Genomic DNA, 22,544 nt, shown 5'->3' with positions numbered 1-22,544 from the left:
AAGCATGGCGGTGCAGAATGCGCAGGAGATCTACGATGCGGATGTGGACAGTGGCGCGCTGAGCGGCTTCCGTGTCGGCGTGACCGCGGCGCGGAAGGCCGAGGAGCAGATCAACCTGCTCGAGAGGCGGGGAGCCCAGGTGGTCTGGGCGCCCGCGCTCTCCGTCGACCCCAACCGGGTCGACGCCGGTGCGCTGCGTGCGGTGACCGAGCAGATCATCGGCCAGAAGATCGACATGTTCCTGGCCACGACCGGCATCGGGACCCGCACCTGGTTCGACGCCGCGGAGGAGTGGGGACTGCTCGACCGGCTCCTGGAGACGCTCGGCGGCGCCGAGATCCTGGCCCGCGGACCGAAGTCGGTCGGTGCGATCCGGCGGCGCGGGCTGCGAGAGCTGTGGGCGCCGGAGTCGGAGGAGTTCGACGACGTCCTCGAGCACCTGCGCGGCCGCGACCTGACCGGAAAACGGATCGTGGTGCAGGAGCACGGGCAGTCGCTGTCGATGGTCGCGCACGCGCTGACCCGGCAGGGCGCCGAGGTCATCAACGTGGTCGTCTACCGGGTCGAGTCGGCAGCGGACCCCGAACCGATGTTCCGGCTGGTCGAGACGTTGACCGACGGCGAGCTGGACGCGGTCACCTTCACCTCCGCGCCGGCCGTGGCCGCGTTCATGCAGGCCGCCGGGTCGGTGGGCCTGCGCGACGAGGTCGTGGCGGCGTTCCAGGCCGACGTGGTCGCTGCCTGCGTCGGCCCGGTGACCGCCGCCGCCTTCGAGATGTGGGGCGTACCCACCATGATCCCCGACCGCTCCCGCACCGCGGCCATGGTCAAGATGCTCCAGAACGAGCTGCCGCTGCGGCGCGAGGGCCTCCTCATCGAGCTCTCCGGCGGCCACCAGCTGCTGCTCCATGGCGACGCGGTGATCCTCGACGGCGCGGAGGTGAAGCTCTCGCCGGCGCCCGCCGCCGTCCTGGGCGCCCTCGTCGCCAACCCCGGCATAGTCGTCTCCCGGCAAGCCCTGCTGGCCATGCTCCCCTCCGGCACCGCCGGCTCCGAGCACGCGGTCGAGATGGCGGTTGCCCGGCTCCGGTCGGCGCTCGGCACCAAGACCATCCAGACCGTCGTGAAGCGCGGCTACCGGCTGGCGGTGGACTCATGAGGCTCGTCGTCGTCGCCCACGGCACCCGTCAGCTGCTCGGCAACGCGGTCGCCTCGATCATCGCCAAGCGCGCCGGTCGCGTGCTGGGGATGGAGTCGAAGGCTGCGTACGTCGAGCTCTGCGAGCCGCTGCTGACCGACGTCCTGGCCGACGGCCAGCCGTCGGTCGTGGTCCCGCTGCTGCTCTCGACCGGCTATCACATCAAGGTCGACCTGCCGCAGGCCGCCGAAGGGCTGCCGGTGGCGATGGGCCGCGCCCTCGGACCGGATCCGCTGCTCGCCTCCGCGCAGGTCTCGCGGCTGGTCGCCGCCGGGGCCGTCCCCGGTCAGCCCGTGGTCCTGGTCGCCGCCGGCTCCAACGACCCCTCCGCCCGCGGCGACATCGCGGCCGCCGGTCAGATGCTGGAGAAGGCCTGGGGCGGTCCGGTCAGGGTCGCCACCGTCTCCGGCTCCGGCGCCCCGCCCATCGACCAGGTCGTACGCCCCGGCGACGCCGTCTCGCCCTACCTGCTCGCCCCCGGCTTCTTCTCCGACCTCGTCCGCTCGCGCTCCTCGGCCGCAGGTGCGGAGACCGTCGCCGACGTCATCGGCCCCCACCCCGACGTGATCGAGCTGGTCGTACGCCGCGCTGCCGCGCTCCTCGCGGAGGAGCGGTCCGCGCAGGCCGGTTAACCAGCGGGGCTCAGGTCGTGTAGTCGGCGTTGATGCGGATGTAGCCGTCGGTGAGGTCGCAGCCGTAGACAGTGAACTCACCGTCGGCGATGCCGAGGTCGGCCTCGATGGAAACTTCATCGCCAGACAGATAAGTCGACAAATCCGCCAATAGATTTGCCGAGACCTGCGCGGGGTACGTCTCGGTGCCGCCGAAGGCGATGCGTACGTTCTCGGGAGAGATGTCGGTCTCCTCGCGGAGCTTGCCGATGGCCATCGCGACGCGGCCCCAGTTGGGGTCGGCGCCGTGGACGGCGGTCTTGACCAGCGGTGAGTTGACGATGGCCTTGCCGACCCGCTTGGCCTGGGCGTCGTCACGGGCGCCGCCGACCGAGACCGTGATCAGCTTGGAGGCGCCCTCCCCGTCGGAGGCGATCTTCTTCACCAGCGCGAGCGCCGCGTCGTAGAGCGCGCCCTCGAACTCACCCAGGTCGACGGCGCCGGCCGTTCCGGAGGCGAAGATCGCGGCCGTGTCGGAGGTCGAGGTGTCGGTGTCGATCGAGACGGCGTTGTAGGTGCGGTCGACGACCCGGCGGAAGGCCGCGTCGAGGTCGGCGGCGGGCACCGCGGCGTCGGTGAAGAAGTAGGTCAGCATCGTGGCCATGTCGGGCTCGAGCATCCCGACGCCCTTCGCGATCCCGGTGATCGTCGCGTCGCCGACGGTCCGGGTCTCGATCTTGGCGATCGTGTCGGTCGTCATGATCGCCGCCGCGGCAGCGTCGAAGTCGGCGTCGCCGGCGGTCCCGGCGAGCTTCTCGAGCGCGGGCGTGAGCACGTCCATCGGGTACTGCACGCCGATCACGCCCGTCGAGGCGACCAGCAGCTCCTCGGGGCGCACGCCGACGACCTCGGCCGCCAGGCGGCGTACCTCCAAGGCGTTGGCCTCGCCCGTCGGCCCGGTCGCGACGTTGGCGTTCTTCGAGATGGTGACCACGCCGCGGAATGCGGAGACGTCGGAGGCCCGAGAGAGCAGCACCGAGGCGCCGGCGAAGCGGGATCGGGTGAAGACCGCGGCGCTCGTGACCGGGCCCGAGGGGGCGGCGACGACGGCGAAGTCGTCAGCGCCCTCCTTGAGACCGAGGTTGGCGGTGACTCCGATGAATCCAGCGGGCTGCGACATAGGCGGATTCTATGTTGGTCTATTGGCGCCGCAGGATGAGTCTCGCGCTCATGGCTAACCGCATGGCAAGACGCCGTGGATTACTGGGTGGGCACTTCGTGGACGTGGTGGGTGTTTCAGTGCCCGTCAAGCCCAGGGATACCCGGTCGACCGGGTATCCCTGGGTGACCGCTCATGTCCGCAACCACGCGAACGCGGCGGCTTCCAGGATCATCCAGGACCGGAGTACGCGGCCCACGAACGTGATCGCGACGAAGAGCATCAGGTTGGCCTTGAGCGTGCCGTAGACCACCGCCAGGATCGCCAGCGGCGGAAGCCCGCTCAGTGCGGCGACCGCGAGTAGTCCGCCGGCATAGGCGGGCCGGCCCTGCGTACGCCGCTCCCACTTCTCCATCCGCTTCTGCCACTTCTCACAAGACATCTTCTTGCGGACGAAGGGGAGAGAGGTGGTGCCGTGGCCGGCGTAGTACCAGAGGACCTTGGAGCTGGTCTGGCCGATTCCCGCCACCAGAGCGAGCACCAGGGCGGAGAAGGTCAGGTTCGAGGCGGCCACCGCGAGGTAGGTCTCGAAGTTGATGACGGGGAAGAGTCCTCCGGCGAAGGAGGCGGCGAAGGTCCCGAGAATGAGGTCCATCAGGCGACCTCTGGACCGTTCAGGAATTGAAACAATTCAACGTCTGTGTGTTGGGGGATCACTCGCGAAACCTTAGATGTAATCCGTGTCACGATGCGACATCGGCGTCACATCCACATTACGGACCGCCTGCCGAAATGAGTCGTTTCTCACTTAAACATGGGGGTCACAAGGGTCTCGGGACCGGCTATCGGAACATCGCCTGCAGTTGGATCGATCAATTGTCCAGGCCCGTGATCGATGACCCACTCTGGTGCACGGTACCCCGGTTGGAGGCCTCTTCAACTGGGGTAACGTGCCTGCAATCGGCGAAACTTTTGAAGGGTGTCGGAATGGTTGACGTGGACAAGGTCCTCGATGAGGCGGGGCTGACGAATCCTCATGTGCGGGAGTATGTCTCCTACTGGGCAGGGGTGACCGGAGCCGAGCAGATCGAGGTTGTCAGCGCAGCCGACGACGAGCGGCTCCTCCAGGAGTCCCTGGCAGCGGGCGAGCTTCTCCCCGTGACGGGCGGTCGCTACTACAGCCGTTCCTACAGCAAGGACACCGCGCGCTCTGAGGAGCGCACCGTGGTCGCCACCTCCAACCCGGAGGACAAGGGCGTCTACAACAACTGGAAGCCCGCTGACGAGACCGTCAAGACGCTCACCGAGCGGATGACCGGCGCCTCGGCGGGCAAGACGATGTACGTCATCCCCTACCTGATGGCTCCGGCCGGCTCGCCCCTGGAGGCGTACGCCGCGGGTGTCGAGCTCACCGACAGCCGTCCGGTCGTGCAGCAGATGATCCGGATGGCCCGCGTCGGCATCGACTACATCAACAACCTCGCGGACCCGAACTCCTTCGTCCGTGCGGTGCACGTGACCGGCGACCTGCCCAACCTCGGGCAGGGGACCGACAAGGACCAGCGTCTGTTCGCGACGGTCGCCGACCAGCGTACGATCCTCCACTTCGGCTCCTCCTACGGCGGCAACGCGCTGCTGGGCAAGATCGCCCACGGCCTGCGCCAGGCCTGCTACGACGGCCGCGCCTCCGGCAAGTTCCTGGCCGAGCAGTTCCTGCTGCTGGGCATCAAGGACAAGGAGACCGGCGAGGAGTTCCACGTCGTCGGTGGCTTCCCGTCCGCCTCCGGCAAGACCAACCTCTCGATGACGCTCTCGCCCGACGCCCTCGGTGAGCGTTACGAGGTCACCTTCTACGGCGACGACATCGCCTGGATCTGGGTCGGCGAGGACGGCAAGCTCTACGCCTTCAACCCGGAGAACGGCGTCTTCGGCGTCGCCAAGGACACCAACGAGAAGACCAACCCGGGCGCCGTCCAGGCGATCCTGCCGGGCTCGGGCGCGATCTTCACCAACGTCGCCTACAACGAGAAGACCCAGGAGGTCTGGTGGGAGGGGCTCACCAAGCACCACCCGGACGACCTCGACGGCTGGATCGACTGGAAGGGCGAGCGCATCGCCGACCGGATCGACGACGAGCTGGGCGACCCCTGGGCCCACCCCAACTCCCGCTTCACCGCGCCGATCTCGCAGGTGCCCAACGCGGCCCCCGACTACGACAGCCCGGCCGGCGTGCCGGTCGACGCGATCATCTTCGGTGGCCGCACCCGTGACCGCGAGCCGCTGATCCGCGCGATCACCGACGTCGCCGAGGGCGTCTACGACGGCCTCACCCTGGGTGCCGAGGCGACCGCCGCGGCCGACGGCCTCGAGGGCGTGCTCCGCTACGACCCGATGTCGATGCGTCCGTTCCTCGCCTACGAGGAGGGCGACTACGCCCGCCACTGGCTGAAGATCATCGGCGAGGCCACCGACAAGCCGGTCTTCGCCCACGTCAACTGGTTCCAGCGTGACTCCGAGGACGGTCACTTCCTGTGGCCCGGCTACCGCGAGAACGTGCGCGCGCTGCTGTGGCTGCTGCAGTTCAAGAAGGGTGAGGTCAAGGGCCAGCAGAGCCCCGTCGGCGTCATCCCGACCGAGGACGAGCTCGACCTGCGCGGCCTCGACCTGCCGCAGAAGGACCTCGACCGGATCCTCTCCCTCGACCTGAACCGCTGGAAGCAGGAGATGGGCTTCCGCGAGGAGCACCTCAAGCAGTTCAAGCTGCCGGAGGAGATCTGGGAGGCGCACAAGCGCGTCGCTGCTGCCATCGACGAGGCCGCTCAGGCCTGATCGAGACCACAGCCGGGGCGGCGTACGGAAATCTTTCCGTACGCCGCCTCTGTTGTTTACGTCTGCGTTCGTTTCCTACGGGAAGATGAACTTTGTTCGTATCTGGAACAGATGCCCGGCCAGACATTTACGTAGCCGATGTCCCCCACCTAAGGTTCCTGCCCGTGACGATCCCCTTGAGCCAGCCGCTTCGTGCGGCCTCGATCACCGAGGCGTACGCGCGGTTCTGGAAGAAGTACGCGACATTCTCGGGTCGCGCCAGCCGCACTGAGCTGCTCTGGCCGATGCTCGTGAACCTTCTGATGCTCATCGTTCTCGTACTCGCGCGAAACGAGGTGGTGAGCCTCGTGGTCGGCCTCTACGGGCTGGTGGCGTTCGTGCCGACCATCGCGCTCGGCACGCGCCGGCTACACGACATCAACCGCTCCGGTTGGTGGCAGCTGGTCCTGGTCGTACCTGTGATCGGTGACATCGTCCTCGCGGTGCTGTGGCTGAAGTTTCCGAGCCCCGAGGGCGTCAAGTACGACCTGGCCGCATGAGGCGTAAAATTCCCCTAGTGGTTCTCGGGGTTGTCCCCGAATGGCAGGCTATTGGCATGAAGTCCCTCGCAGGAGCCGCAGCGAAGCGGCTCGCCTACGAGACCGTTGGGTGGCTGCTCGTGGTCGCCGGAATCGCCGCGATGGTGTTGCCGGGGCCGGGGCTGTTGATGCTCTTCGGTGGGTTGGCTGTGCTCTCCCGCCAGTACGCCTGGGCTCGCCGCTACGTCGAGCCGGTCCGCCTCCGCGCACTGCGCGGGGCTGCTGAGGGCGTCGAGACGTGGCCGCGGATCGTGGCCTCCACCCTGGGGGCGCTCTCCATCGGTGTCGTCGGCGTCATCTTCCTGATCAACCCGCCTGCGCCCCACTGGTGGCCCCTCGAGGCGTCCTTCTGGCTCCTCGGTGGCGACTGGACCGGTGTCACCCTTCTCGGCTCCTGCGTCCTCGCCCTCGTCATCCTGGGCTACTCCTACCGCCGCTTCCACGGGCACCCCGACGCCCGCCACCAGCTCGACGAGTCCATCGAGCACACGGGTGAGATGAACAAGGTCGCCTGACGGTCGTCAGTCGGAACTCATCCGGAAGTCGTACGCAGGCGGCACCGGCTCGCCGGAATGGACGGCAAGCCAGAGCGCGTCCAGGGCGGCCTCACCCTCGCGGAGGTTGTCGACCGTGATGCCCGTGTCGAGGAGCCGGCGGACCCGGTCGAGGTCGCCCACGGCGAGTGCGGCCTGCGCGGTGCACAGTCGGATCCGACCGTGGTCATGGTCTGCGTCGGCAAGGGTGGCGACCACCTCGAGCGCTTCGGCGGGGCGGTCGGAGGCGATCAGTGCCTGGAGCAGCTCGATGGTGAGCTCGCGCAGGTCGGGACGGAGGCGGTGGGCCTCGAGCAGGAGATCCGCAGCAGGCGGGTCCGTGGGATCCGCGAGGTCTGCGAGATGCGCGAGCGCGCGCAGGGCCCATGGGTTGGGGTGGTCGGCGACCGACCGTTCCAGGATTCTGCGCGCTCCGGGGCGATCGTCGTCGGCCAGCAGGAGCAGGCCGAGGTGATACCACGCATGCCAGTCGTCGGCAGAGGCCTCCAGCAGCTCTCGCCAGTGCGCACCGATGACCGGAACCGCGGGTGGATCGCTGATCGGCAGCCGACCGTGCTCCAGCAGATCGAGCCAGGGCTTCTGGTCTTCGCCGCACGCCCCGAACGGCCGCAGCGGGTCCGCCGACAGATCTCCGGCCGCGACCTCGAGCGCGCCCCATCCGGACCCGTGGGCGAGCAGATCCGCGGGCCCCGCGAAGCGTCCCGCCACGCTGAGCGCGTCTTCCAGCTCGGCCCGCGGCACGAGTATCTCGACCGCCTCATCCACGGCCGCCCGGGCCGAGTCCCACGAGCCGTGCACCTGCGTCGGGTCGACCTCGAGCAGGCCGAATGCCTCGGTCCACTCCCAGGTCTCTCCTCCGGGCAGCGCGACGTGCTCGAGCTGCGTACGCGCCAGGCCGGCCTGGATCTCGATGTAGGCAGCGTCCGGTCCGGACAGCCACTCCTGCCACCGCTGCCCGCCCGCACCGGTGCCCCACTGGAAGAGCTTGCGGCCAACGAGTCGGTCGGTGGAGGTCTGGACGAGCCCACGGCCGTCGCCGTCGAGCGCGGCGATCCAGCGGCGCTCGCCATCCGGGACGTCCATGAAGAAGTCGGCGGCGTGGGGGAACCTCGCCGGATAGCTCTGGTCGCCGCCCGCCGTCTCCGGAAAGTCGATCAGCCTCAGTTGCTCCGCGTAGTCGAAGTGGAACGCCCGCTCGGCCGGCGCGACGACGCGTACGTCCGGACGCTGCGGCACCGCGATGTTCGTCCACCAGTAGACCGGCGTCGGGGTCGGTGCCGGGTTGTGGAGCGAGACGTGGACCAGCAGCACCGGCGATCCGGGGGGCAACCAGGCGTCGATCGTGACCACGACCCGCCGCATCCGCTCCAGCTCGTACATCCGCAGGACCGGTGTCCCGTCCGGTGCGGTCAGACTCACCGCGTGCAGCGGGGAGCAGGTGAGCGGCCAGTGCCCCGTGGCACCGAGATTCCACTCCACCCCGCCGGCCACCCAGGCGTCGCGCAGCGCCAGGTTGGCGGGCTGCAGGACGGGATTGCGGTGCAGCAGCTCCCGGCCCGAAGGCCGGTGCACCAGCGACCACAGCCGCCCACCGTAGCCGGGCAGGAACGTGGCGGAGAGCAGTTCGTTCTCCAGCACCAGGCTCGGCAGATCGCGCATCCCGCGTCGACGCGTGTAGGAGTCCTGAGCCGTGTACGGCAGCAGCGTGCTCGGCCGGCCGTACTCGAGGTTGGCCGCCATGTCCGGATAGGGCGCGGCGCCGGGCTCGAACGCCGGCCGCGCCACGCCGTGCAGCAACGGAAGCGACCCATTGGTCGGGTCCTCCGCCCCCTCGATCGAGAGCCGGTCCATCCTCAGCGTGGTCATCTCGACCATCCAATCAGGCTGAGGACGCTGCCACCCGGACAATGCGAACCGCCGACCTCATCCACGATTTGTGTTCCGTGGCTGAGCTCGGCGGTTCGGCTGCGAGCGCACGTGTTGCTAGGGCTTGCGGCCGTTCTTGTCGGCGCCGGAGTCATCACCCTGTGGCGCGTTCGGAGTCCAGCCCCGGGCCGCGTTGGGATCCAGGACGTCGCTCGCGGTCTCAGTCCAGTCGTCGGAGTAGTCGGCCTGCCAGTCCTGGTCCTGACCGTTCCTCTTGCCGTCCTTCTTGCCGCCCCGGCCACCGGCACCGCCGGCTCCGCCGCGTCCGCCACGGCTGCCCGCTCCGGTCGGACCGCCTCGGCCGCCACGCCCACCAGCTCCGCGGGCGCCTGCCCCAGCGCCGGCGCCACGTGCGCCAGCCCCGGCTCCGCGTGCACCCGCGCCGGCTCCGGCACCCGCGCGGGCACCGGCAGCGCCGGCCCTGGCGGATGCGGACCTCGACGTGGCGCTGGCTGTCGCCGCCTTGGCAGCCGCTCCCGACGCGAACTTGTTGGCAAGCGCCTTGGCCACACCGGCACCGAGCAGAGCCCCGCCGCCACCGATCGCGAGCGCGGCCATGCCACTCGTGCCACCGCCAAGCGGTGCCAGCCCGTCAGCCGTCTCGACCATCGCGTACGACGTCGAGGGCGCCGGTGTCCCGTCGGCGTTGACCCACTGCGTGCCGTTCCACTCAGGCTTGTTCTCAGCCTGGTGCGCCTCGATGTTCGCCTTCTCCTGAGCGATCAGCTCGTGGCCCCAGCCGTCGGGGTAGAGGGTGCCGGAGTTGTATTTCGCCATCTGGGCGCGGGATGCCGCGATGGCGCTGTAGGAACCCGGAGATGCAGGTGCCGCTGGAGCTTTGCCGGAGTCGGTGTTCGGTTCATCGGTGATCTCGCGGACCGGGGGATCGGCCAAGTAGTTGCTTTCGTCGATCTGCCTGATCTGCTTCGCGGCGGCCGCCTCGGCATCTGCGATCGCTTGCTCTCGGGCAGCGAAGGCGGCGCGATCTGACTGGAGCGCCTTCTGGTTCTGGACAGCCTGGGCAGAGTCGATGCCGGTGCCGGATTGTGCGTACCTAGGATCCGAGGGATCAGGCGCTGGGCCATGGGTCACGGGCAGAGATGCCTCGAGTTGAGCGTGGACGTCCTGCGCTCGCTTGGTGGTCGACTGCGCCTCGCGGAGTGCGATGACCGCTGCGTCAAGTGTGTCGGCTTTCGCCGAGAGCTTCTCAGAGGAGGTCTGGAACGCGCGGGTGGCGGCTCCAGTCGTTAACGATGTCTCTTCGAACGCTTCGGGCAACTTTCCCGCAGCCATGTCCAATGCGCGAGCGGCCGACCTCAGTGTGTCGCGGGCCTTCTCCCACTGGTCCAGTCTGACCCTGACGTCGTCAGGGTCAGCGGTTGCGATGTATTCCTTCAGCACGACCATCATCGTGCCCTTGACTCCAGCCACCGGTCAGTCCTCCTTGTCCTGGCCGAACTCAGAGCGTGACGCGATCTCTTGCAGAGTTTCGGGAGACAGCGGGAAAAACGGCAACTGGATGCCTGGCATGTCTGGACGGTCATCCTTCATTAGGTTCTCGAAGAATGGCTTGCTGATCGTGTCGACCGCGGAGGTCAACTGATTGCGGAAGGCGTCCTCGGCTTCCTCATCAGCGTTCTTGACCGCGCGCACCGCGTTGTCTAGACCGTCGACGAAGTCGATCAACGCATCGGATGTCTCAGACAAAGTGGAGTTGATCCGGTCTGTGGCTAGGTTCATCAATTTCGCGAGATTCGTCGCAGTGGAACTGCCGCCGAGCGTGCCGCCTCCGGGCTTATCGACGTGGACCTTGTCCACGTCCACCTTCGCATCGACGAGGACCTCCTTGATCTTGTTGACAAGGGCCTCATCGACTCCGGTTGATTTTGATCCCGCCATGTCGGCCTCCCCGAGTGTTCGCGCGGTAGGCAAAGTGTAAACACACGCACTGCCTGCGGTCACGGTCAATCATGAAGCCCTCGGAGCCACTACGCTCTCGGACATGACTGCGTCTCGGACGGGCCGCGCTGCCCGACTCACCGCCACCGTTGCGGCCGCTTTGGCCGCCGTCGTCCTCGGGGGCTGCGGAGGTGACCCGGAGGGCACTTCGGAGTCCGCCACGCCTTCGCCGTCCCCGACGGAATCCACGGCACCGTCGGAGCAACCCGGAGAAACCCAGGCCGTCGAGGTGAATGGTGCTCAGCTCGAGGTTCCGGCCGACTGGATCGTGACAGCGCCGTCGACCAGCGAGCGCGCCACCTTGGGTGCGCCGAAGGACGCGTCTGGCCATTCGTACGGATCCGGAATCTTCAACTCCGATATCACGCTCGCTGATGACACCGAGGACCTCGCCGAGTCTCAAAGCCGGGTTGCTCCGAAGGCGAAGCGTCTCGCCGACGTAACGTTCGCCGGTCAGACGTTCTTCCACTTTCGAGAGCTTGAGGGCGCCGAGTCACTTGACACCTACGGGACGGTCATCGACGGGTCAGAGGTCACGGTCGCGTGGGGATTCAACAGCAAGCTCGCGACTCGCGAGCAGATCGATGAATACATCAACCAGGTGATGCCGAGCTTCAAGTTCGTAGGCTGAGCCGGCCAACTGAACTCGGACCCGAGGCCGGCCTGGAACACAGCATGCGAGGACCTGGCTGGCTCGTTGGAGTCCTGACGTCCCCTGTCGGTACCTCCCGATAGGTTGCGGTCTGTGGTCGTACATCTGCACCGCGCGCCGCGGACCGATCTGCTCGCCGACTCGCTCGGCGAGCTGTTGTCGGTGCCGCTGGCAGATCCGTTCGCGACGGAGGTCGTGGTGGTGCCGGCGCGAGGGGTGGAGCGGTGGTTGTCGCAGCGGCTCTCGCATCGGCTGGGGGCTGCTGACGGGCGCGCGGACGGGATCTGTGCAGGGGTCGACTTCCGGTCCCCCTGGTCGCTGTTCGCGGAGGTCGCGGGCACGGGGGATGAGGATCCCTGGGCGCCGGAGTCGCTGACCTGGCCGGTGCTGGCGGCGATCGACGCATCGCTGGACGAGCCCTGGGCCAAGGCGCTCGCGATGCATCTGGGGCACGGGGATGCGACGGAGGAAGGCGTACGTCGGCGCGGGCGGCGGCTGGCGCTGGCTCGGCGGCTGGCGCGGTTGTTCGCTGCGTACGCGGACCAGCGGCCGGCGGTGGTCGCCGACTGGAGTGCGGGGCTGGACACGGACGGGCTCGGAGCGAAGATCGCCGAGGATCTGGCGTGGCAGCCGCCGTTGTGGCGGGCCGTTGCCGGGCTGGTCGGTGGGCCGACGCCGGTGGAGCGGCAGTTGGCGACGGTCGAGCGGCTGAAGGAGAAGCCCCGGGAGTTCGAGCTGCCGGAGCGGGTCTCGTTGTTCGGGCACACCCGGCTCTCGGTGACCGACATCGAGCTCGTCGCGGCGCTGGGGGAGCACCGGGAGGTGCACCTGTGGCTGCCGCATCCCTCCGAGGCTCTCTGGGAGGCACTAGCCGGGCTGGACGGGACGGTCGCGCGTACGGCGGATCGGTCGCACGACGAGGTCGGGCATCCGTTGCTGGCGACGCTGGGGCGGGATACGCGGGAGCTGCAGCGGGGGCTCTCGGCGCTCGCTTCTGAGAGCGACTGTGTTGGTTTCGACACGCTCGCTGGCGCTCGCGACTCAACCGGCGGCGGGCTGCTCTCGTGGTTGCAGGAGGACATCCGGGGCAACACAGTTGGGGAGAGCGGCGGAAGGGTGATCGAGCCCGGGGACCGCTCGATCCAGGTGCACGCCTGCCACGGCGAGGCGCGCCAGGTGGAGGTGCTGCGCGAGGTGCTGCTGGGGCTGCTCGAGGACGACCCGACGCTGGAGCCGCGGGACGTACTGGTGATGTGCCCCGACATCGAGACCTTCGCGCCGCTGATCGAGGCCGGGTTCGGGCTCGGTGAGATGACCGGCGAGACCGGGCACCCCGCTCACCGGCTGCGGGTGAAGCTGGCGGACCGGTCGTTGACGCGTACGAACCCGCTGCTGGACGTGGCCACCCGGCTGCTCGACCTGGCCGGGGGACGGGCGGGGGTGAGCGAAGTACTCGATCTTGCTCATCTCGATCCGGTGCGGCGCCGGTTCGGGCTCAATGACGACGCCCTGGAGCAGTTCGAGGACTGGGCCAAGGACGCCGGGATCAGGTGGGGATTCGACGCGGAGCACCGCGAGCCCTTCGGGCTGGAGACGTACGTCGCCAACACCTGGCGCTTCGGGATGGACCGGATCCTCACCGGGGTCGCGATGTCCGAGGACTCGGCGACCTGGCTCGATACGACGCTGCCGCTCGACGATGTCGGGAGCGGGTCGGTCGAGCTGGCCGGGAGGTTCGCCGAGCTCGTCGATCGGCTCCAGAACGTGACCGACGAGCTGGCCGGGGTGCATCCGCTGAAGCACTGGCTGAAGGTCATCGAGGAGGGTGTCGCCGCGCTGACGTCGGTCTCGACCAACGACGAGTGGCAGTCGGGCCAGGTGACCAGGGAGCTGTCCCGGGTGCGGGACGCTGCCGCGGGGCATGAGGTCGATGAGCTGCGACTGCCCGACGTGCGGGCGTTGTTGGGGGCGCGGCTGGCCGGGCGGGCGACGCGCGCCAACTTCCGCACCGGCACGCTGACCGTGTCGACGCTGGTGCCGATGCGGTCGGTGCCCCATCGCGTGGTCTGCCTGCTCGGCATGGACGACGGGGTGTTCCCGAGGGTCGGGATCACCGACGGCGACGATCTGCTGGCCCGCGACCCGCAGACCGGTGAGCGCGACTTGCGCAGCGAGGACCGTCAGCTGTTCCTCGACGCGTTGCTGGCGGCGACCGAGACGCTGGTGGTGACCTACACGGGCGCCAACGAGTATTCCGGCCAGCCGCGGCCGCCCGCGGTTCCGCTGGGGGAGCTGCTGGACACGCTGGACGCGACCGCCGTCTCCGCTGACGGGAGGCCGGTCAAGGAGGTCGTGACGACCAGGCATCCGCTGCAGCCGTTCGACCCGCGCAACCTGACTCCCGGGGCGCTGGTCGACGGGCACCCCTTCTCCTTCGACAAGGCCGCCGAGGCCGGCGCTCTCGCCGCGGTGTCCGACCGCGTCGAGCCGCCGGAGTTCCTGCCCGACCCGCTGGCGCCGACCCGAGCCGGAGACCTGACGCTCGAGGAGCTGCTGGCCTTCTACCGTTCACCGGTGCGCGCGTTCTTCCGCGACCGGCTGGACCTGGCGCTGCCGCGTGATGACGACCCGCTCTCCGACGGTCTGCCGGTCGAGCTCGATGGCCTGGGCCAGTGGTCGGTGGGCGACCGGCTGCTCCACGATCTGCTCGCCGGGATGTCGGAGGAGCAGGCGACCCAGCAGGAGTGGCGCCGCGGCGTACTTCCTCCGAAGTGGCTCGGCTGGCGCATCCTCACCGACGTGATCACCAAGGCGAAGCCGATCGCCGCCGAGGCGCTGCGGGTGCGGCAGGCGGGCATCTCCACCGGACAGGCGCGAGCCGTCGACGTCGAGGTCGATCTCGGCGACGGGCGGCGGCTGACCGGCACCGTCCCACAGGTCTACGGCGACCGGCTCGCTCCGGTGACGTACTCCCGCCTGGGCGCCAAGCAGCGGATCGAGTCGTGGGTGCAGCTGGTCGCGCTGGCCGCCTCCGACGAGGACCGGGCCTGGAGCGCCTGGACGCTGGGTCGTCCGGGCAACTCCCGGTCGCGTACGCCGTACGGGCTCTCCCAGCTCGGGCCGCTCGACCACACCGCGGTCGACGTGCTGCGTGACCTGGTGCGGCTGCGCGACCGGGGGCTCTCCGCGCCGCTGCCGCTGCCGCTGAAGACCTCGCTCACCTACGCACGCCAGCGGCGGACCCAGGCCGGCATCGACGACGCGCTCTACAAGGCCGGCTGGGAGTGGAACGACGGACGGTTCGAGGGCGAGGAGTCCGATGTGGAGCAGGTGAGGGCTTGGGGCAAGGGGTCCGGGATCCCTGGCCTGGGGGACCCGCCGGAGGCCGGCGAGGAGTTCGACGGGGAGACGACCCGCTTCGGAGCGCTCGCGATGCGCGTGTGGTCGCCGTTGCTCACGGCGGAGCAGGGGAGCTGGTGATGGACGGATTCAACCTGACCGGGCCCCTCCCCACCGGAACCACGCTGATCGAGGCCTCGGCCGGCACCGGGAAGACCTTCACCATCGGCGCCCTGGTCACCCGCTACGTCGTAGAGGGCGAGGCGACGCTCGACGAGATCCTGGCGATCACCTTCGGTCGCGCCGCCTCCCAGGAGCTGCGCGACCGGGTGCGGAAAAGCCTGCTCGACGCCGAGCGGGCACTCGCAGAGGCTGTCCGCGGTGGGCGTCCGAACCCGCTCGACCCCCATCTCGAGCTCCTGCTGGACGTGTCCGAGGAAGAGATCCGGGTACGCCACCAGCGCGTGCGCGACGCGCTCGCCTCGTTCGACGGGGCGACGATCGCGACGACCCACCAGTTCTGCCAGCTCGTGCTGCGCTCGCTGGGGGTGGCCGGCGACACCGACGCCGGTGCTGAGCTGGTCGAGTCGCTCGACGAACTGGTCGTGGAGGTCGTCGACGACCTCTATCTGAAGTGGTTCGGCGAGGCCCGGGAGCGCCCGCCGTTCGACCGCGACGACGCGCTGGGGCTGGCGCGCACGGCGGTCGAGGACCCGCAGTCGGTGCTGGCCCCGGCGCCGGCGGAGGACCCGGTCGCAGGTGCGCGGGTGCGGTTCGCCGAGGCGGTTCGGGACGAGGTCGACCGGCGCAAGCAGATGCGCGGCGTCCTGTCCTACGACGACCTGCTCTCCCGGCTCGCGATCGCGCTCGAGGACACCTCGGCGCCGGCACGGGCGCGGATGCGACAGCGATGGCGGATCGTCCTGGTCGACGAGTTCCAGGACACCGACCCGGTGCAGTGGCAAGTGCTCTCCCGGGCCTTCGAGGGCCACGCCACCCTCGTGCTCATCGGTGACCCGAAGCAGGCGATCTACGCCTTCCGCGGCGGTGACGTCTTCACCTATCTGGAAGCCGCCAGAACCGCTCAGACACAGGCCACGCTCGGCACCAACTGGCGCAGCGACGCCCCGCTGGTCGAGCGGCTCCAGGTCGTGATGCGGGGTGCGGCGCTGGGGTCTCCGGAGATCGTCGTTCACGACGTCGGGGCTCATCACGCCGGCTCCCGGCTGGTCGGGGCGCCGAACCCGTCGCCGTTCCGGATCCGTCGGGTCGGACGCCGGGGCTTCAAGCTCACCCGCGGCAAGATGATCACCGCCGGTGACGCGCGCACCCACATCGCCCGGGACCTCGCTGGGGACATCGCCGAGCTGCTCGGCTCGGGTGCCACCTGGTGCGACCGCCCGGTCCAGGCCGGCGACATCGCGGTCATCGTCGCGGTGCGCACCCACGGACTCCTGGTGCAGCGAACCCTGCAGGAGCACGGCATCCCGGCGGTGATGGCCGGCGGTGGCGACGTCTTCCTGACTCCCGCCGGCGAGGACTGGCTCGCGCTGCTGCAGGCGCTCGACTCGCCTCACCGGACGCCGCTGGTGCGGGCAGCCGGGCTGAGCGTGTTCTTCGGCTACACCGCGACCGAGCTCGACGCGGGTGGCGAGGCGCTGACCTCGCGCATCGCCGACACGCTGCGCGGCTGGGCGCTGCTGCTGCGTGGCCGAGGTGTCGCCGCCCTGATCGAGGCGGCGGAGGAGCGCGGGCTCACCGCGCGCGTGCTGCGGCGCACCGACGGGGATCGGCTGCTCACCGACGTACGTCATCTGGGGCAGCTGCTCCACGACATCTCCGTGCGCGACTCGCTCGGGCTGCCGGCGCTGCTGGCCTGGTTCCGCGACGAGCGGCGGCGTTCGGCTGCCGCCGAGCGGCCGCGGCGGCTCGACTCGGACGCCGCGGCGGTGCAGATCGTGACGGTGCACGGGTCGAAGGGCCTGGAGTACCCGATCGTCTACCTGCCCTTCGCCTACGACTTCTTCGTGCGAGACCCCGAGGTGGCCCGGTTCCACGACGCTTCGGGACAGCGGACGATCGACGTCGCCCGGACCGGTGCGCAATGGGCCGTGCATCTGGCGCGTCACCAGGCCGAGGAGCTGGGGGAGGAGCTTCGAGATCTGTACGTCGCGCTGACCCGGGCGCAGTCCCAGGTCGTCGCGTGGTGGGCGCCGACGGCCAACACGGCCACCGGCGGACTGCATCGGCTGCTGTTCGGGCGAGGTCCTGGCCAAGCAGCGGTTCCTGACAACGTCGCAGTGCCGAGCGATGAGGACGCGGCAAGCCTGCTGAGCAACGTTGCGCGCCACGGCGGTCCGGTGGCCGAAGAAGCGGTGCCGGTGACAACAGCGCCGCCGGTCCGAGAAGCGTCGCCCGGCAAGCTCGCCGCGCGGCCGTTCACCCGGGAAGTCGACGCCGAGTGGCGGCGTACGTCCTACTCGGGGCTCATCCGCGTCGACGAGGGCGTCGCGGCGACCTCGGAACCGGAGGTCGAGGGCAAGGACGACGAGCCGATCGCCGAGGACGTCGATCTCATCGAGACCCCCGCCGAGGAGGAGCAGCTCTCGCCGATGGCCGAGCTGCCCAAGGGTGCCGGCTTCGGATCGCTGGTCCACGCGGTCCTGGAGCACACCGACCCGGACGCCCCTGACCTGGGCGAAGAGGTGCTGACCAGGACCCGTGAGCAGCTGCGCTGGTGGCCGGTTCCGGCTTCGGCCGAGGATCTCGCGACCGGGATCCTGCCGCTCAACCTGACCTCGCTCGGTCCGCTGGCCGACGGGCTGACGCTGGTCGAGATCCCGCTGCGCGACCGGCTGCGCGAGCTCGACTTCGAGATCCCGCTCGGGGGTGGTGACACCCGCGGGGCGGAGGATCCCGACGTACGCCTGCGCGACCTCGCGCCGCTCCTGCGTGCGCACCTTCCGGCGGACGACCCGATGGTGACGTACGCGGACCGGCTCGAGGCTCCGCCGCTCGGCGACCAGTCGCTGCGGGGCTACCTGACCGGCTCGGTCGACGTGGTGCTGAGGCTGCCGAGCGGACGGTTCGTGGTGGTCGACTACAAGACCAACTTCCTGGGGGTCGAGGCGATGGACTACACCCAGCCGAAGCTCGCCGAGGCGATGCTCCACTCCCACTACCCGCTGCAGGCGCTGCTCTACTCCGCGGTGGTGCACCGCTTCCTGCGCTGGCGCCTGCCCGAGTACGACCCCGAGACGCATCTCGGTGGCGTGCTCTACCTCTACGTGCGCGGGATGCTCGGCCCGGACACGCCCGTCGTCGACGGCATCCCGACCGGCGTCTTCACCTGGCAGCCGCCCGCGTCCCTGGCGGTCGCGCTGTCCGACCTGCTGGACGGAACTCTTCCGGATGGAGTGGCCTCATGATCGAGCGCTGGGAGTCCGAGGACCCCTTCGACGCACGCCTGGCCCGGTCAGCTACCGGGCTGCTCGCGTCGTTCAACCGCGAGGGCGTGCTGACCGCGGCCGACGTACATGTCGCGACCCGAGCTGCCGCGCTCGCCGGAGAAGAGCGCGACGAGGTGCGACTGGCGGTGGCGCTGGCGGTCCGCGCGGTCCGGCACGGGTCGGTGTGCGTTGACCTGGCCGCGCTGCGGGAGACCGAGGAGACGCTGCCGTGGCCGGCTGCAGCCGGTTGGCTCGAGGCTGTCGCAGACAGCCCGCTGGCGGCGCAGTCCCTGGTGCAGGTCGAGGACGGCCTGCTCTACCTGGACCGATATCACCGCGAAGAGGGACAGGTACGCGACGACCTGCTCACCCGGCTGGCCTCGCCGCGACCTGTGGCCGATGAGGTTCTGCTGGAGGCGACCGCGGCCCGGCTCTTCCCGGGCGAGGGCTACGCCGAGCAGCGTGCCGCCGCACTCGCCGCCGCCCGGCAGTCGACGACGGTGCTCACCGGCGGCCCCGGCACCGGCAAGACGACCACCGTGGCCGGCCTGCTGGCGCTGCTCACCGAGCAGTCCTCGACCCCGTTGCGGGTCGCGTTGACCGCCCCGACGGGCAAGGCGGCCGCGCGGCTGCAGGAGGCGGTCGAGGGTGCCCAGCGAGCGCCGCAGTTCACCGCCGACGACCGCTCCCGGCTCCACGGTCTGACCGCCTCGACGCTCCACCGGCTGCTCGGTTGGCGACCCGGCTCGTCGACGCGGTTCAAGCACCACCGCACCAACCGGCTTCCGCACGACGTGATCGTCGTCGACGAGACGAGCATGGTCTCGCTGACGATGATGGCCCGGCTCCTCGAGGCCGTACGCCCCGAGGCGCGGCTGATCCTCGTCGGCGACCCCGACCAGCTCGCGAGCGTCGAGGCCGGGGCGGTCCTCTCCGACCTCGTCGCCGGACTCGCCGTGCGCTCGCCCGACGCCGTCGCCGCGCTCCGCATCACCCATCGCTTCGGTGGCGCGATCGGCGCCCTCGCCGAGGCGCTGCGGGTCGGCGACGCCGACGCGACGCTTGACGTGCTGAAGTCCGGTGACCCCGCCGTCGAGCTCGTCGACCCTGCCGACGAGGCCCGGGTGGCCGAGGTCGAGCGCGGCCTGGTCGTTCACGCCGCCGCCCTTCATGAGGCCGCCCTCGCGGGCGACGCGCAGCGCTGCGTACGGATGCTCGACGAGTCGCGCCTCCTCTGCGCCCACCGGGACGGCCCCTGGGGAGTCGCCCACTGGAACCGGCAGATCGAGCGCGGCCTCGCCGAGACCACCGGTGAGCCGCTCGGCATCGGCTGGGGCCACGAGTGGTATCCGGGCCGGCCGGTCCTCGTCACCGCCAACGACTACGGCCTCGGTCTCTTCAACGGCGACACCGGCGTCACCTACACCGACGCCGGCGGCGACCTCCGCGTCGCGATCGCGGGCGGCGCGACGTACGCGCCCTCACGGCTCGGCGACATCGAGACCCTGCACGCGATGACCGTCCACAAGTCTCAGGGCAGCCAGGCCAGGTCCGTCACCGTCCTGCTCCCACCCGACGACTCGCCCCTGCTCACCCGCGAGCTCTTCTACACCGCGGTGACCCGGGCGCAGGAGCGCGTACGCATCGTCGGCACGCCCGACGCCGTCACCGCCGCGATCACCCGCCGAGCCCAGCGCGCCTCCGGCCTCCGCCAGCGGCTCGGCCACCACTGAGCCGCAGCCTCAGAAGCGCTCCGCGAGCTCCGTCAGCTTCGCCACGTACGCCGGGAAGTCGACGCTCTGCGGGACGTTGTCGTCACGCGAGAGCCAGCCGACGGCGCCGTCGATGCCCTCGCGGAGGATGTCGGCCTGGCCGGCGTGCTGCGCGATGTCGCCGTAGGTGTACGTAGCGATCTCGTGCAGCGTGACGGGCGTGCCGCCCCAGTGCTTGACGTGGCCGACCGCGTCCAGGTCGAGCGCGTCGATGGTCGCGTTTGCGTGCGCGATCACCCGGCGGTAGAGATCGATGATGCCGGCGACGGTCTCGTCCTCGGTCGCGTACCAGTCGACCTGCGGATCGGTCTCGTAGCGGTCCAGCGAGATCAGCTCGTCGGCCTGCGGGAACGGCCGCTCGAACGTGTCGCCGAGGTAGATCGCCTCGACGTTGAGGCAGTGCTTGATGATGCCGATGAGGTTGGTGCCGGTCGGCGTGCGCGGCATCCGGGCGTCCCGCTCCGGGACGTCCTCGACCTTGCCGATCAAGGCGTTGCGGACGGAGTCGAGGCGCTGCTTCAGCGTCTCCTTCGGATCTGCGTCGGCGACCATCGGTCTGTCAGGACCGCGCGATGGAGGTGGCGAGGGAGGCGAGGTGGCCGAGGCGGGCCAGCTCGGAGTCGAGGAAGTCGGGGCCGCCGCGGCGGCCGATGATGACGATCTCGTTGCCGTCGATGCGGGCGCCGGCGAACATGTTCTCGTCCTCACCCTCGACCTCGATCCGTTCGGGGCGGTCGAGCTCGATGAAGGGGACGTTCTCGGGCGAGCCGTCGGTGGCTCGGCTGATGCCCTTGACGCGGTGGACGCGGATCGCCCAGTCGGCACGGAAGGTCAGCGGCAGCACGTCCACGAGCCGGTCGAGCGCCTCGAGGGCGTTCTCGGTGAGGTCCTCGACGGCCTCGAGGTCGAGGAACAGGTTGCCGCCGGCGGCGTAGCGGGAGATCCAGACGACGTGCACGCCGTCGAGCTCGTTGCACGCCGACACGATGGAGTCCGGCATCGTTCCCGGTTGGGTCTCGAGGAGCACATCGTCGACAGCTCTTCCGTCGACTTTGTTCTTCTCGACGATCTCGATCGCCTCGATGTCGCCACCGGCTTCACCGATGGCGGAGGCGAGGCGACCGAGGGAACCCGGGATGTCGGGCAGCTCGACGCGTAGCAGGAACGGCATGGCCATAGACCCTAGCGTCGCGAACCGACAGTCGTGGCACTGTCCCGGTTACACACCCGTCAATTGGCGAGCTATTCGCCCGCCGGCTCCAGCAGGAAGAGCGGGAAGATCCGGGACGTGTTGGGCTGGTATTCGCCGTACGTCGGCCAGGTCTTCACTGCGTAGGCCCACCACTCCTCGCGCTCGGCCCCGGAGAGCTCGCGAGCGACGTACGCCTTCTTGGTGCCGCCGTCCTGGAGCACCATGTCGGGGTACTTGCGGAAGTTGGCCACCCAGGCGGGGTTCTTGTCGCTGCCGCCCATCGAGGCGACCGCGAGGTAGCGGCCGTCGCGCTCGACGCGCATCAGCGGAGTCTTGCGGATCGCGCCGGTCTTCGCGCCGCGGTTGGTGATCAGGATGATCGGCTTGCCGTCACGCTCGAGGACGTTGGCCTCGGCGCCGTCGGAGGCTTCGAACGCGGCCACCTGCTCGCGCACCCAGTCGGCCGTGCTCGGGACATATTCACCTTGCAGTTCGGTCATGCCCACTACAACACCATCGGGCGGTGCCTATTCCAAGAGGCCCGATCAGGCCAGCGCCTTGTCGATCTCGCGGTCGAGGTGCGACTTGGGCCGCGCGCCGACCAGCTGGAGCACGGGCTTCCCACCCCGGAAGAGGAGCATCGTCGGCACCGCCATGACCCGGTAGTCGGCGGAGGTGGCCGGGTTCTCGTCCTGGTTGAGCTTCACGACGCGCAGGCTCCCGGCCCGTTCCGTGGCGATCTTCTCGAGGATCGGTGCGAGCTGACGGCACGGTGGGCACCATTCTGCCCAGATCTCCACGAGCACCGGCGTCTCGGACATGAGTACGTCCTCTACGAACCGGGCATCGGTGATGTCCTCGATCATGGCGGTATGACTCATCGCTTCTCTCCTTCTGGTTTCGGTCGATAGGACTCGGCTTCGCGCAGCAACCCCGCGAGCTCGCCGCGCAGGGCGGTCAGCTCGGTGACCCGCCGGTCGATCTCGGCGATGCGCTGCCGATAGGCGTCGAGCGAGGCGGGGCACACGTCGGCACGGTCGTTGCCGGCCCGCAGGCAGTCGACGAACGGCAGCGTCTCTTCGGCGGTGAGACCGAGCGAGAGCAGCGCACGGATCTCCCGCACCACCTGCACATCCACGTCGGCATAGTCGCGATATCCGTTACCGGCCCGCCGCGGAGCGAGCAGTCCGCGTGACTCGTAATAGCGCACGGGCTTCACCGTCACACCGGCCTGATCCGCGAGCTCCTTGATCTGCACGCATACGACCGTAGACCTTGCCCCTGGGGGCAAGGTCAAGCCCGTGATCGGCCCGCCGGATAACCTCA

Annotated in this window: 19 protein-coding genes; 9 read left to right on the top strand and 10 right to left on the bottom strand. The window is 69.5% G+C overall.

Features of this window, described 5'->3' with window-relative positions:
* The first annotated feature begins 4 nt into the window (after positions 1 to 4).
* Positions 5 to 1,159, top strand: coding sequence for a uroporphyrinogen-III synthase (locus AB0F44_RS08385; RefSeq protein ID WP_357354431.1), 1,155 nt, complete (start codon positions 5 to 7; stop codon positions 1,157 to 1,159).
* On the top strand, positions 1,156 to 1,830 hold the full coding sequence (locus tag AB0F44_RS08380) for a CbiX/SirB N-terminal domain-containing protein (protein ID WP_357354429.1): 675 nt from the start codon (positions 1,156 to 1,158) through the stop codon (positions 1,828 to 1,830). The genes AB0F44_RS08385 and AB0F44_RS08380 overlap by 4 nt, the downstream gene beginning before the upstream one ends.
* A 10-nt stretch (positions 1,831 to 1,840) precedes the next feature.
* Here the strand turns inward: AB0F44_RS08380 and argJ are convergent, their stop codons facing one another.
* Together argJ and AB0F44_RS08370 are read right to left on the bottom strand one after the other, a co-directional pair.
* Positions 1,841 to 2,989 (bottom strand): bifunctional glutamate N-acetyltransferase/amino-acid acetyltransferase ArgJ, encoded by a 1,149-nt coding sequence (gene argJ, locus AB0F44_RS08375; protein WP_357354427.1) that lies wholly within the window; start codon positions 2,987 to 2,989, stop codon positions 1,841 to 1,843.
* A 172-nt stretch (positions 2,990 to 3,161) separates the two neighbouring features.
* The gene (locus AB0F44_RS08370; RefSeq protein WP_350660154.1) at positions 3,162 to 3,623 is read right to left on the bottom strand and encodes a hypothetical protein; all 462 of its coding nucleotides are present in this window, start codon (positions 3,621 to 3,623) and stop codon (positions 3,162 to 3,164) included.
* 332 nt (positions 3,624 to 3,955) lie between these two features.
* Here AB0F44_RS08370 and AB0F44_RS08365 point away from each other — a divergent pair, with 332 nt between their 5' ends.
* The 3 genes from AB0F44_RS08365 to AB0F44_RS08355 all read left to right on the top strand — a co-directional run bounded on the left by AB0F44_RS08365 (position 3,956) and on the right by AB0F44_RS08355 (position 6,890).
* Positions 3,956 to 5,797 carry a phosphoenolpyruvate carboxykinase (GTP) gene (locus AB0F44_RS08365; protein WP_357354425.1) on the top strand — a complete coding sequence of 614 codons (1,842 nt, stop codon included), beginning with the start codon at positions 3,956 to 3,958 and terminating at the stop codon, positions 5,795 to 5,797.
* Positions 5,798 to 5,961: 164 nt separating this feature from the next.
* The gene (locus AB0F44_RS08360) at positions 5,962 to 6,336 is read left to right on the top strand and encodes a DUF805 domain-containing protein (protein ID WP_357354423.1); all 375 of its coding nucleotides are present in this window, start codon (positions 5,962 to 5,964) and stop codon (positions 6,334 to 6,336) included.
* 56 nt (positions 6,337 to 6,392) lie between these two features.
* Entirely contained in the window at positions 6,393 to 6,890 is a 498-nt protein-coding gene (locus AB0F44_RS08355; RefSeq protein ID WP_350660150.1) for a PGPGW domain-containing protein, read from the top strand.
* A gap of 6 nt (positions 6,891 to 6,896) precedes the next feature.
* Here the strand turns inward: AB0F44_RS08355 and AB0F44_RS08350 are convergent, their stop codons facing one another.
* From AB0F44_RS08350 to AB0F44_RS08340, 3 genes are all read right to left on the bottom strand, one after another.
* The gene (locus AB0F44_RS08350) at positions 6,897 to 8,804 is read right to left on the bottom strand and encodes a DUF5107 domain-containing protein (protein WP_357354420.1); all 1,908 of its coding nucleotides are present in this window, start codon (positions 8,802 to 8,804) and stop codon (positions 6,897 to 6,899) included.
* A 108-nt stretch (positions 8,805 to 8,912) separates the two neighbouring features.
* Positions 8,913 to 10,286, bottom strand: coding sequence for a hypothetical protein (locus AB0F44_RS08345; protein ID WP_357354418.1), 1,374 nt, complete (start codon positions 10,284 to 10,286; stop codon positions 8,913 to 8,915).
* Between the two features lie 3 nt (positions 10,287 to 10,289).
* Positions 10,290 to 10,817, bottom strand: coding sequence for a hypothetical protein (locus AB0F44_RS08340; RefSeq protein WP_357354416.1), 528 nt, complete (start codon positions 10,815 to 10,817; stop codon positions 10,290 to 10,292).
* Between the two features lie 97 nt (positions 10,818 to 10,914).
* Here AB0F44_RS08340 and AB0F44_RS08335 point away from each other — a divergent pair, with 97 nt between their 5' ends.
* The 4 genes from AB0F44_RS08335 to recD all read left to right on the top strand — a co-directional run bounded on the left by AB0F44_RS08335 (position 10,915) and on the right by recD (position 19,987).
* Positions 10,915 to 11,445: a hypothetical protein gene (locus AB0F44_RS08335; protein ID WP_357354414.1), complete on the top strand. Its 531-nt coding sequence runs from the start codon at positions 10,915 to 10,917 to the stop codon at positions 11,443 to 11,445.
* Positions 11,446 to 11,559: 114 nt separating this feature from the next.
* Positions 11,560 to 14,946: an exodeoxyribonuclease V subunit gamma gene (recC, locus tag AB0F44_RS08330; RefSeq protein ID WP_357354413.1), complete on the top strand. Its 3,387-nt coding sequence runs from the start codon at positions 11,560 to 11,562 to the stop codon at positions 14,944 to 14,946.
* Positions 14,946 to 18,233: a UvrD-helicase domain-containing protein gene (locus AB0F44_RS08325; protein WP_357354411.1), complete on the top strand. Its 3,288-nt coding sequence runs from the start codon at positions 14,946 to 14,948 to the stop codon at positions 18,231 to 18,233. Before recC ends, AB0F44_RS08325 begins: the two co-directional genes overlap by 1 nt.
* Positions 18,230 to 19,987 carry an exodeoxyribonuclease V subunit alpha gene (gene recD / locus AB0F44_RS08320; RefSeq protein WP_357354409.1) on the top strand — a complete coding sequence of 586 codons (1,758 nt, stop codon included), beginning with the start codon at positions 18,230 to 18,232 and terminating at the stop codon, positions 19,985 to 19,987. Before AB0F44_RS08325 ends, recD begins: the two co-directional genes overlap by 4 nt.
* Before the next feature lie 9 nt (positions 19,988 to 19,996).
* Here the strand turns inward: recD and AB0F44_RS08315 are convergent, their stop codons facing one another.
* The 5 genes from AB0F44_RS08315 to AB0F44_RS08295 all read right to left on the bottom strand — a co-directional run bounded on the left by AB0F44_RS08315 (position 19,997) and on the right by AB0F44_RS08295 (position 22,476).
* The gene (locus tag AB0F44_RS08315; RefSeq protein ID WP_357354407.1) at positions 19,997 to 20,578 is read right to left on the bottom strand and encodes a DinB family protein; all 582 of its coding nucleotides are present in this window, start codon (positions 20,576 to 20,578) and stop codon (positions 19,997 to 19,999) included.
* A 7-nt stretch (positions 20,579 to 20,585) separates the two neighbouring features.
* Positions 20,586 to 21,197, bottom strand: a complete 612-nt coding sequence (locus AB0F44_RS08310) for an amino acid-binding protein (RefSeq protein WP_355017536.1) — start codon at positions 21,195 to 21,197, stop codon at positions 20,586 to 20,588.
* Positions 21,198 to 21,268: 71 nt separating this feature from the next.
* Positions 21,269 to 21,718, bottom strand: a complete 450-nt coding sequence (locus AB0F44_RS08305; protein WP_357354405.1) for a nitroreductase family deazaflavin-dependent oxidoreductase — start codon at positions 21,716 to 21,718, stop codon at positions 21,269 to 21,271.
* 45 nt (positions 21,719 to 21,763) lie between these two features.
* A complete protein-coding gene (gene trxA, locus AB0F44_RS08300; RefSeq protein ID WP_357354403.1) occupies positions 21,764 to 22,099 on the bottom strand; it encodes a thioredoxin in 336 nt (111 codons plus the stop codon).
* Positions 22,096 to 22,476, bottom strand: a complete 381-nt coding sequence (locus tag AB0F44_RS08295; protein WP_357354401.1) for a MerR family transcriptional regulator — start codon at positions 22,474 to 22,476, stop codon at positions 22,096 to 22,098. Before AB0F44_RS08295 ends, trxA begins: the two co-directional genes overlap by 4 nt.
* Positions 22,477 to 22,544 lie beyond the last annotated feature (68 nt).

This window comes from Nocardioides sp. NPDC023903 (genome assembly GCF_040639295.1).
In the GTDB taxonomy this organism is placed as follows: Bacteria; Actinomycetota; Actinomycetes; order Propionibacteriales; family Nocardioidaceae; genus Nocardioides.
This window is presented reverse-complemented; position numbering and strand designations above follow the sequence as displayed.